Here is a 10268-nt window from a genome sequence, read left to right as displayed (position 1 = left end):
ATCAAATGTTTTTACTTGTCGTCTATATTTAAGACTTTATCCCTTGTTTTTAGCAACACTTTTTGAGTATTATGCCCGCAATGACAGGCATGAAACTAAATTGTAAAGTTGCCGGCCGTTTCAAATGCCGATTTTATTATTTTCGGCTTTTCTAAGGCATTGCCAAGTGCCACTACATCAAACCTGAAATCGGTATTTTTTATGTTGTTTGCCTTAATATAAGAAATGGCAGCCGCAATTATTTTCCTTCTTTTTCGCTTATCAACAAACTCCTGCGGTAAACCAAAACCTTCACTACTACGCATTTTTACTTCTACAAAAACTACCACTTTCTTATCTTTTGCAATTATATCTATTTCACCAAATGGTACGCGATAGTTTTTTTGGAGTATTTTGTACCCGGATTTTTTGAGTAATGCAACTGCATCTTTTTCAGCTTTATCGCCTATTTCTTTAGAGTACATCTTTTATTATTGCCTTTATTAGTTTTTTAAATCTTACAGAAAAATACCTATTACATTTAAAAACCGGTTAATTCTTCAAGTTTTGCTGTATCTATATTATCAAGATTTTGCAATATACTCGCTTCGAATTTCCATGTCCCACCTGATCTAAGATTATTAATATTTGCCATAGCAGTACCGATTTTAGCACCGCTCTTATCATATATCCCAAAAGAGATTTGAACATAACTGTAATTTTTCTGCGAATTATTCTTAACTATACCACTAATCAAAGTGTTCCCATATTTACCGTTAACAAACTCCCACCCTTTTTTAAGTTCAAGAGCAGGTTTTTCTGACATCGATTCAGTAATAGATTTATTAGATGATAATGATGCTTTGCCTGAATTAGGAGGTGGCGATTTTTTTGAACTCAATACTACAACAAGAAATAGTATGGCAAATATTATGAAAACTGTAAGACAACCGATTGCGCAGCCATTAGCGAGTTTCTTTTGCTGGGTCTTCTTAGCAGTTTTATTAATTGGGAAAGCACACTTTGGACACTTGTCAGCCTCTGATGATACTTCGGTTCCACACTCTGAACATTTGATTAAAGCCATAATAACCTCTCCTTTTTTAGAAAATCAACCTATAATTAGTGCATTTTTTAATATTGCCTTTATGGGCGCATAGCTAACCCTGTGTATTGGGCATACGCCAAACTTTTGGAGCGCCTGCATATGTTGTTTTGTTCCATAGCCCTTATGTTTTTCAAAGCCGTATTGTGGGTACTCTTGCGCCATTTCTTCCATTATGGCATCTCTTGTTTCTTTTGCCACAATTGAAGCGGCGGCAATGCAAGCGCTTTGCGCATCACCAGATATTACATTTTGCTGAGGCAACTTCAACTGTGGTATTGCCCAGCCGTCAACAAGGACTAAATCAAATGGGGTGTTTGTGCCGGCAATTGCGGTTTTCATTGCCTGGTAAGTTGCCTGTAGAATATTTATTTCGTCTATTTGTGTGTGGCTTACAACGCCAACAGAGTAGGAGAGTGCGATTTGTTTTATTTTTTCAAGGATTGTTTTGCGTTTTTTGGGTGAGAGTTTTTTGGAGTCGTTAAGGCCTTCTATAAAGGCATTTTGCGGCAAGATTACAGCAGCTGCAACTACCGGCCCCGCCCAAGGGCCCCTTCCAGCTTCGTCAACACCTACAAGGGATTTAAAACCGCGAGAGTAAAAAACACTGTCAAACTCATATAGGTTCATTGGCAGGCGAGTCAAACCCAGATATGGGTTTTAAACCAAGAGATTTTTGTTGGCTTGAAACAAAAAAACTTATTGCTTTTGTTGCTGGCTGTCTTTTCTTTCTTCAATTCTTGCGGATTTGCCTGAAAGCGCTCTTAAATAAAACAAGCGGGCACGGCGCACATGGCCTCTACGAAGGAACTCTACTTTTTCAATTCTTGGTGAGTTTATAGGAAATATTCTTTCAACGCCAATGCCAAAAGATATCTTTCTTACTGTAAATGTTTCAGATATGCCGGTTCCGCGCCTGCGGATAACAATACCTTCAAACACCTGTACTCTTTCATTTTCACCTTCAATAACTTTGAAGTGAACGCGTAACTGGTCGCCTGCGCGAAAATCTGGCAATGTTCTTTTTTGTGCGTTTCCAAGCTCTGTAATTATCTTTGACATAGCTGCTCCTGAGTTATTTTTTATTATTTATTAATCCGGCGGCTTTTGCCAAATCCGGTCTTTTTTTAATTGTGTTTAAAACTGCCTGCTCTTTGCGCCACTCTTGTACAGCTTTGTGATTACCAGAAAGCAAAATTTTTGGAACCTTTTGACCGCGAAAGTTTTCCGGCCTGGTATAGTGCGGATTATCTAAAATTCCTGAAAAAAAAGAATCATTTTCTACTGAACCGCTTTCTTTTACAACACCTGGTATGAGGCGCGCAACGGTATCTATTAAAACCATTGCCGGGAGCTCTCCGCCGGTAAGAACATAATCGCCTATTGAGAGCTCTAAATTAACCCAACTGAGAACCCTTTCATCTACACCTTCGTAGTGGCCGCACAATAAAACAAGCGATTTGTAAGAAGCTACCTTTTTTATAACTTCCTGAGTTAGCGGCGTACCCTGAGGCGAAAGATAAACAACTAATTTGTTTTTATTTTTCGGCCAGCCAATTCGTTTTGTTTTTTTTGCGCCAACACTTTCAAGCGCGGCAATTAGCGGCTCGGGCTTCATAACCATACCCGGCCCACCGCCAAACGGCCTGTCATCAAGTGTTTTGTGTTTGTCTTTTGCGAAAGATCTTAAATCAACTACATTTATGTCAAGAAGTTTTTTTTGCCTTGCTCTTTTGATAATGCTTTCCGTTAGAGGACCGCTAAACATAGACGGGAATGCGGAAAGTACATCAATTTTCATCAGATTCCTTAAACATCCAGGTTTCTTCAAGCCCGGCCGGCAAATCTACAACTATCAGCTTATTTTTCACATCAATTTTTTTTATTACAGAAGCAAGTGCCGGTATAAGCACATCGCCAATTTTGGGCGCCGGCGGTTTTATAAGAAACACATCGTTGGCACCAGTTGGAAGCACATCAACCAAAACTCCAAGGACTCGCTTTGAGGTATCTTCCACACAACTGCCGACAATGTCACTAACTTTCCAGGTAATATCTTTCAATTAACAACCATTTACTCGGTAATTTCAACTGAAACTTTTTTTGCCATTTTTGCGGACGCGCAACTTACAACAGTTCTTATTGCCTTTATTATGCGGCCTTCTCTGCCAATAACTTTGCCTATATCACCGGCAGCAACTTTTATTTCAACTATAATACCCTTGTCCGATTCAACCTCACGCACTTCAACCTCGCCGGGGTTATCAACGAGAGCTTTAACTATATAAATTACCAGCTCTTTCATTTCCTAGAACCTCAAACAAACTAAAGCAAAGTTTATAGTTTTTTTATTAGGTGTGCCGCAGTTGCAGAAGGAATTGCGCCCTGCTTTAACCAATACTCAACTCTTTCTTTATTAGCGGTAAGTTTTGCTTCGGTTTTCATTGGGTCGTACTGACCTAAAACTTCAATGGGTTCACCGTCACGTTTTGCTCTGCCATCAATTGCAACCATTTTGTAGAAAGGCCTTTTGGGCTTTCCTTGTCTTTGTAACCGAATGCGAACTGCCATGCTTTGCTCCCTCCGTTAAATAATGAAGACGCATTATATTCTATTTACTTGCCGCTGTCAACAAAGAACGCACAGCCAAAGCAGGGCTTTTCGCGCAAAAAACCGCATTACCCGCAACTAATACATTGGCCCCGCTGCTTACACAAGCAACGGCAGTTTTGTTGTTTATGCCGCCATCTACCTGCAAATAACACTTTGGATTATATTTGTTTATACGGCTTTTTAACGCTTTAACCTTTGGCAACATATCACGCATAAAACTCTGGCCGCCAAAACCGGGCTCCACAGTCATAACTAAAACCAAATCAAGCATTTTTAATAATGGGTAAAGCACATCTGCCTTAGTTTTTGGCTTAATTGAAATGCCGGCCTTTATGCCCAATGCTTTTATTTTTTTAATTAGTGCGGCCGGGTTTTTTACGGCTTCTATGTGAAAAGTTATCAGGTCAGCGCCCGCATCTTTGAAAACAGCAATATATTTTTCGGGATTGCTTATCATAAGATGCACATCAAAAAAAAGCCGGCTGACTTTTCTTAAGCCGCTAACTACAACCGGGCCAACTGTAATGTTTGGCACAAAGTGTCCATCCATTACATCTATATGCAACCACTTTGCGCCGCCCCTTTCAACTTTTTTGAGGTCACTTTTCAGACAAGCAAAATTTGCGGAGATTATTGATGGGGCAACAATTATTTTATCAATCGCCATTTAATCCGCCCTTGGATATGAACCAAGCACTTTAATGAACCCACAGTTGGCTTCAATTTCTTTTAATGCCTTGGCTATGTTTGGCTCACTTATATGCCCTATAAAATCAATGAAAAATATGTACTCCCATGCCTTTTTTTTGGTTGGGCGCGACTCTATTTTTGTAAGGTTAATTTTGTACTTTTTAAAAGGAAGCAAAATATCATAAAGCGCGCCAACTCTGTCTTTAACTGAAAGCATTATTGATGTTTTATCGTACCGGGACGGGCCAACTGATTTTTTCCCAATAACCAAAAATCTGGTTATATTTTCTTTCCCGTCTTCAATGCCTCTTTGACATATTTTTAAGCCATAAATAGCGGCTGCAGCATCGGAACCGATTGCACCGGCACTTCTATCGCGCAGTGCCGCTTTTGCGGCTTCCGCCGTAGAAGACATTTCAATTAATTGAACATTTGGCATATTTGACTGAAGCCAATTTTTGCACTGGCCAAGCGGCTGAGGATGAGAGTATATTTTTTTTATATCCGATTTTTTACCGGTTTTACAAAGCAGGCACTCTTCAATTTTTAAACTTATCTCTGAACAAATCTGCAAATCTGACCCTAAAAACATATCCAAAGTGTGGTTTACCATTCCCTCTGTTGAGTTTTCTATTGGCACAACACCATAATCGGCTAGCCCTTTTTCAACTTCCATAAATACTTCGTTAATATATTTTTTTGGCATATACTGCGCGCCAACGCCAAAGTTTTTTATAGCGGCTTGATGCGTAAAAGTTGCCTCAGGGCCAAAATAGGCAACCTTTATTTTGTCTTCCATAGCGCGGCAAGCGTGAATTATTTCACGAAATACCGACTCAACAACAGCAGGCGCAATTTTGCCCCGGCTTTTTTTTATCATATTAGCGATAATGTTTTTTTCTCTCTGAGGGGCGTATATCTGCTGGCCTGATGAGTGCTTTATTTTCCCTATTTCTTTTGCCAAGGCGGTGCGATTTGCCAAAAGATTCAACATTTTTTGGTCTAATTCATCAATTGCCAACCTTAACTTTTCAATTTTCATTTTTTACTCCAGACATAATTATTATTTAATTGCCACAAATGTCATTATCCGTTCTGCTGTTTTATCCCGCCTGTACGAAAAAAATAAATCTGTTTCATGCTGGGTGCAATTATCGCTTTGGCTTATTTTTTTTACTCCAATATTTTCCAACTTACCGCGGGCAATGCCTCTTAAGTCAAGGCTTATTTTTTCTTCTTTTAAATTGAAACTTTTTGCAATTTCTGAGCCAACTTCAAAGCAACACGGCCCAATGCATGGGCCTATTGAAGCGTATATATCGCCCGGCTTTGTGTTATACTCCAAACAAAACTTGTTTACCCCTTGTTCCAAAATTCCACCGGCAAGGCCGCGCCAACCTGCATGTATTACACCAACGACCTTTTTTTCAGAACAACCTAAAAGTACCGGCATACAGTCGGCCGTAAAAATACATAAACCAACACCGCTAATATTTGTTAAAAGCCCGTCAACACCCAAAACTTCACATTCACTTTTATCTTTTATAACAGTAACTTTGTCGCCGTGCACCTGCTGAGCCGTTATTATATCATCCTGCTTAAAACCAAAACCAGAAAGGTACTGACTCCTCACACTTTTATCGCGCATATTACCAAGCGGCTTTGTGGTTACTAAATTAAAGAACGGAAATTCGTCATCAAATAGTATTGAGCCAGAGCGTTTCCACATTATTTTAGATTTTTAATTTCCCAGTAAGTATATGCCGGACGATTAAAATCTATACTTGCTTTTGTGCCAATTTTAGCACCGAAAAGTTTTTTGTTCGGGCTTATGCCAGTGGCTATAACCGTAACCTTAATGCCTTCCATTGCGCTATCTTCTACAATACCAAATTTGATGCTTACATCTTCAGAGTCGGCTTCATTTGTTATGTAACTTACTATATCTTTTACCGCGCTAAGTTCATTTAAACTTGTGTTTGTTGTTATGTTTATTATCAGGCCCTTTGCGCCGGAGATTGACCCATTTTCAAGTAATTGGCTTCTTATGGCTTTTCTTGCGGCATCTAAAGCGCCGTGCTGTCCAGAACTCTCGCCAATACCCATAACAGCCTCGCCAGCACCTGTCATTATGGCTTTGATGTCGGCAAAGTCAACATTTATTTGACCTGGTATGTTTATTATATCGGATATTGACTGTACAGCTCTGCTGAGAACATCGTCAACCATTTTAAACGCCTCTATCATAGGCATTTTTTCGTCTGTTATGGTAAACAATTTTTCGTTTTTAATTATTAGATATGTATCCACATATTTTTTTAACTCTTTTATTCCTTCTTCTGCCTGCTCCTGGCGGATTTTATTTTCAAAATCAAATGGTTTTGTTACAACGGCAACAATTAATTTGCCAAGCTCTTTTGCTATTTGCGCAACTACAGGCGTGGCTCCGGTACCCGTGCCGCCACCCATTCCCGTTGTTACAAAAACCATATCGGCATCGGCAAGCATTTCTTTTATGCGTTCGCGGCTTTCTTCGGCGGCTTGCTTACCTAATGCTGGGTTTCCGCCAACACCAAGGCCTTTTGTTAGCTTTTCACCTATTTGTAATTTAATTGGCGCGTTGGACTTTAACAGCGATTGAGTGTCTGTGTTCATTGCTATAAGTTCAACACCCCTGATACCGCTATCAATCATTCTGTTTATTGCATTTGTGCCGCCGCCGCCGATACCTACAACTTTTATTTTTGCCGCAAATTTGCTGCCCAATTCTTGAGGAACTTTGAACCTTATCATATTTAATCCTTTAACTTTTACAACCTGTTTTTACAAAACCAAAAATAATTTAAAATGTGTCTTCAATCCAGCGACGAATTTTAACAAAAAGTGAGCCGCCACTACCAATATACGAGCGTCTTTTTGAAGGACAACGCGGTGTTAAATCTGTTTTAAAAAGTCCAAGGACGGTAACAAAAACCGCATCGTCAACTATTGACTCAGGCCCGTTAATATCAATTGCGCGGCCTTTTCTTGCATAAGTACCAAATGTTTTTTCTGTTGCGCGAACAAGGCCTTCAAGCTTTGAACCGCCACCAGTAATTATTACACCGCCTGCCTCAAACATTGTAGGGTCTGACGACGCTTTAAGGTCTTCCTCTATCGCATACAACATCTGGTCTACGCGAGTTTGAATTATTTCTACAAGCTGTTTCTTTGTTGCTTTAAGCACATTGTGCCCGTCTACCCTTGTATAGTCAAATACGCTGTCTTCACTTATCAGCTCAGTCATGGCAAGCCCATAATTTTCTTTTATTTTCTGCGCGGTGGCAAAAGATGTTTTTAAAGCATGCGCTATATCTTGTGTTATGTGGTCTGAACCAAAAAGGTGAAACTCTTTGCTGTAGCGAATCTTTCCGTCTTTATAAACCGCAACACCTGTGCTTGAACCACTAAAATCAATTAACAAACAACCAATTTCTTTTTCTTCTTGAGTAAGAACAATGTCGCCTGCCGCAAGCAACCCATAAACCGGCTCATCTATTTGAAAACCTGCATTTGCAACCGCTTTACTTATATTACCTAATAATGTGCTAGAGGCCTTAACAATGTGCACATTTACACCCAAAATGTTGCCTTCCATACCTACGGGGTTTGGCACGCCTTGTTGAGAGTCCAAAGAAAACTCTTGCGGAATTGTGTGTATTATTTCTTGATCGTTATCAAGCCGTATAGGTTTTGCGTTTTCAATTACTTCCTCAACATCTTCTTTGTTTATTTCTTTATCGCTGCGTTGAATTCTTTTTTCAAACTGAGAGTTGAGAGAAATTATATGGTCGCCGCGCAATGCCAGAAATACACCGCGCACTTCTTCTCCTGATTCCTCTTCTAACTTATCAATTACCTGCCTTATTGCTGCCGAGGTATCTTGCAAGTTTAAAATAACCCCGCCGCGCAAACCTTTGCATGCAATAACAGCTCCGTTTAAAATTTCAAACTCACCGTTTTTTTCTGAAGGAACTGCGAGAACGCAGGTGATTTTTCCACTACCCAGATCTAAGCCGGCTATTGCTTGGCTTTTTGACATTTTATCACTACCTCGCTTTTAAAGTTTTTTTAGATCTTTTTTGGCTGATTGCGCTTGAGTCAACTACTGCCGCAACTGCTTTTGGTTTTAAAAGTATTCTGCCTTGATCAAAAAATCGCAAATCCACATACTCTATGCCTTTGTATTTACTTTTGGCATCGGCAAAAACCTTGTTTAGTTTATGTAATTTGTCGGGAATTTCAAAACTATCAGGTGTACCCCAATATATTTTTGTTCCATCTTTTAAATTAAAGCATATTGATTTATTGCCAAGCATACTAAACTCTACGCCTTGCGCAAAAAACTCCTTATTAAAGTGTGAAAGCGCTTTCATAAACTCAAGTACCTCTGCTCGTTCAGAAATGCTTTTTGCATCTAACTGCGGTAGCTCAATTTGAGCCCATTGGCCCCTTAAAGGAAATTCTTTGTTAGTATAATCTACACCAATTTTACTGCCGTCTTTTAATACCCAACCAATAGGAGTTCTTTCTTTCCAGGTAACTATAACTTTTCGCCATCCGCGATGAATTTTTACACTTTCAATTTCCGGCTTTTCTTGTAATATTTTTTGTTTTGTTTCCCTAATCCAAAGCTTAAACATACTGTTGCCTTCTCTAAAAGGCAAAAACGAAAGCACTTCGCTACGGGTTATATTTTTACTTGATACAACTTCAACGTAACGCAGTTTAAACTGTTCTGCGTTAACAACACAATTTGAAATAATTTTACCACCCCTAAATAAAAGAAATGAGCAAACTATCAGGATAAGCATAAAAACAAATATTACCCTAAATTGCTTTATTCTTCTATTTCTAACCTTTGGCCTTGTGGTAACCGTAGTTTTAAAAGTAAACTTTTTTCTTCTGCTAACTTTTATTGCTTTTCTTTTCATTTTTTTAATGAGTATTCAATTATTTTTAAAACCAATTCATCAAAACCAATGCCAGCGGCTCGCGCGGCATCGGGCAATAGCGATGTTTCAGTCATACCAGGCACTGTATTTATTTCTAATATCTGAGGTATGGAGTTTTTTGGAACTATCATATCAACCCTTGCAACTACTTCGCACCCGCTGCATTTGCATGCTTTTAACGCATATCTCTGTGCAAGCAAACGAGCTTTATTACTAATGCGCGGCGGAATAATATGGTTTGAACAACCCTTTTTATATTTTGATTTAAAGTCGTAAAACTCACTTTTCGGCACTATTTCTACCGCCGGCAAAACATTATCGCCCAAAACACCGACTGTAATTTCAGTTCCCTTTATGTAATCTTCAACTAAGGCCTTTTTGTCGTATTTAAATGCTGTTTTCAATGCAGAACCCAGATCTTTTTTGTTTTTTACAAGTGACATGCCTATTGCAGAACCTTGCGATGCCGGCTTAACAAAGCACGGGTAAGTAAAGGTATTATTGTTTATTTTATCTTCCGCGCAAACTTCTTTCCATTTTGGGGTAGGCAGGTTATTACTTTTAAAAATCACCTTTGTTAGCGCCTTATTCATGCAAAGCGCACTTGCCTCCACACCGCTGCCGGAGTAGGGAATTTTCATAAGATTTAGCATTCCCTGCACACAACCATCTTCCCCTAATGTACCATGCAAGGCAATGAATACAAAATCGGGTTTTGCCTTTTTTATCATGAAAGGAGAACCATCAAAGTCAATTCCAACAACTTTTGCGCCAAGGCGCTTGAGCGCGGAAATTACCGCGCGGCCTGTTAAAATAGATATTTCTCTTTCGGAAGATGTTCCCCCAAAGAGTACAGCTATTTTCATTTTTTTTATTTTATTTATCAT

15 protein-coding genes are annotated in these 10268 nt (G+C 39.2%); all 15 read right to left on the bottom strand.

Annotation, left to right across the window (positions count from 1 at the left end; translation table 11 throughout):
• Nucleotides 1–95 precede the first annotated feature (95 nt).
• On the bottom strand, nucleotides 96–464 hold the full coding sequence (locus tag M0Q46_04965) for a YraN family protein (GenBank protein MCK9582943.1): 369 nt from the start codon (nucleotides 462–464) through the stop codon (nucleotides 96–98).
• Nucleotides 465–520: 56 nt separating this feature from the next.
• Nucleotides 521–1066 carry an FxLYD domain-containing protein gene (locus M0Q46_04960; protein MCK9582942.1) on the bottom strand — a complete coding sequence of 182 codons (546 nt, stop codon included), beginning with the start codon at nucleotides 1064–1066 and terminating at the stop codon, nucleotides 521–523.
• Between the two features lie 24 nt (nucleotides 1067–1090).
• Nucleotides 1091–1714 carry a ribonuclease HII gene (locus M0Q46_04955; protein ID MCK9582941.1) on the bottom strand — a complete coding sequence of 208 codons (624 nt, stop codon included), beginning with the start codon at nucleotides 1712–1714 and terminating at the stop codon, nucleotides 1091–1093.
• Nucleotides 1715–1783: 69 nt separating this feature from the next.
• A complete protein-coding gene (rplS, locus tag M0Q46_04950) occupies nucleotides 1784–2146 on the bottom strand; it encodes a 50S ribosomal protein L19 (GenBank protein ID MCK9582940.1) in 363 nt (120 codons plus the stop codon).
• Between the two features lie 13 nt (nucleotides 2147–2159).
• Nucleotides 2160–2885: a tRNA (guanosine(37)-N1)-methyltransferase TrmD gene (gene trmD, locus M0Q46_04945; protein MCK9582939.1), complete on the bottom strand. Its 726-nt coding sequence runs from the start codon at nucleotides 2883–2885 to the stop codon at nucleotides 2160–2162.
• Nucleotides 2875–3147, bottom strand: coding sequence for a hypothetical protein (locus M0Q46_04940; protein ID MCK9582938.1), 273 nt, complete (start codon nucleotides 3145–3147; stop codon nucleotides 2875–2877). The genes trmD and M0Q46_04940 overlap by 11 nt, the downstream gene beginning before the upstream one ends.
• An 11-nt stretch (nucleotides 3148–3158) precedes the next feature.
• Nucleotides 3159–3389, bottom strand: coding sequence for a KH domain-containing protein (locus M0Q46_04935; GenBank protein MCK9582937.1), 231 nt, complete (start codon nucleotides 3387–3389; stop codon nucleotides 3159–3161).
• A 32-nt stretch (nucleotides 3390–3421) separates the two neighbouring features.
• The gene (gene rpsP, locus M0Q46_04930; protein MCK9582936.1) at nucleotides 3422–3655 is read right to left on the bottom strand and encodes a 30S ribosomal protein S16; all 234 of its coding nucleotides are present in this window, start codon (nucleotides 3653–3655) and stop codon (nucleotides 3422–3424) included.
• Nucleotides 3656–3695: 40 nt separating this feature from the next.
• Nucleotides 3696–4364, bottom strand: a complete 669-nt coding sequence (gene rpe / locus M0Q46_04925; GenBank protein ID MCK9582935.1) for a ribulose-phosphate 3-epimerase — start codon at nucleotides 4362–4364, stop codon at nucleotides 3696–3698.
• A complete protein-coding gene (pheA, locus tag M0Q46_04920; protein MCK9582934.1) occupies nucleotides 4365–5429 on the bottom strand; it encodes a prephenate dehydratase in 1065 nt (354 codons plus the stop codon).
• 21 nt (nucleotides 5430–5450) lie between these two features.
• Nucleotides 5451–6116 (bottom strand): peptidoglycan editing factor PgeF, encoded by a 666-nt coding sequence (gene pgeF / locus M0Q46_04915; protein MCK9582933.1) that lies wholly within the window; start codon nucleotides 6114–6116, stop codon nucleotides 5451–5453.
• Complete coding sequence (gene ftsZ, locus M0Q46_04910) at nucleotides 6116–7180, bottom strand: cell division protein FtsZ (GenBank protein MCK9582932.1); 1065 nt, start codon at nucleotides 7178–7180, stop codon at nucleotides 6116–6118. Before ftsZ ends, pgeF begins: the two co-directional genes overlap by 1 nt.
• 49 nt (nucleotides 7181–7229) lie before the next feature.
• Nucleotides 7230–8468, bottom strand: coding sequence for a cell division protein FtsA (gene ftsA, locus M0Q46_04905; GenBank protein MCK9582931.1), 1239 nt, complete (start codon nucleotides 8466–8468; stop codon nucleotides 7230–7232).
• 7 nt (nucleotides 8469–8475) lie between these two features.
• Nucleotides 8476–9360 (bottom strand): FtsQ-type POTRA domain-containing protein, encoded by an 885-nt coding sequence (locus tag M0Q46_04900; protein ID MCK9582930.1) that lies wholly within the window; start codon nucleotides 9358–9360, stop codon nucleotides 8476–8478.
• Nucleotides 9357–10268: a D-alanine--D-alanine ligase gene (locus M0Q46_04895; GenBank protein MCK9582929.1), complete on the bottom strand. Its 912-nt coding sequence runs from the start codon at nucleotides 10266–10268 to the stop codon at nucleotides 9357–9359. The genes M0Q46_04900 and M0Q46_04895 overlap by 4 nt, the downstream gene beginning before the upstream one ends.

This window comes from Endomicrobiales bacterium (assembly GCA_023228045.1).
In the GTDB taxonomy this organism is placed as follows: domain Bacteria; phylum Elusimicrobiota; class Endomicrobiia; order Endomicrobiales; family JALOBY01; genus JALOBY01.
Note: the sequence above shows the minus strand (reverse complement) of the source record. Positions and strands in the feature narration are given on the sequence as shown.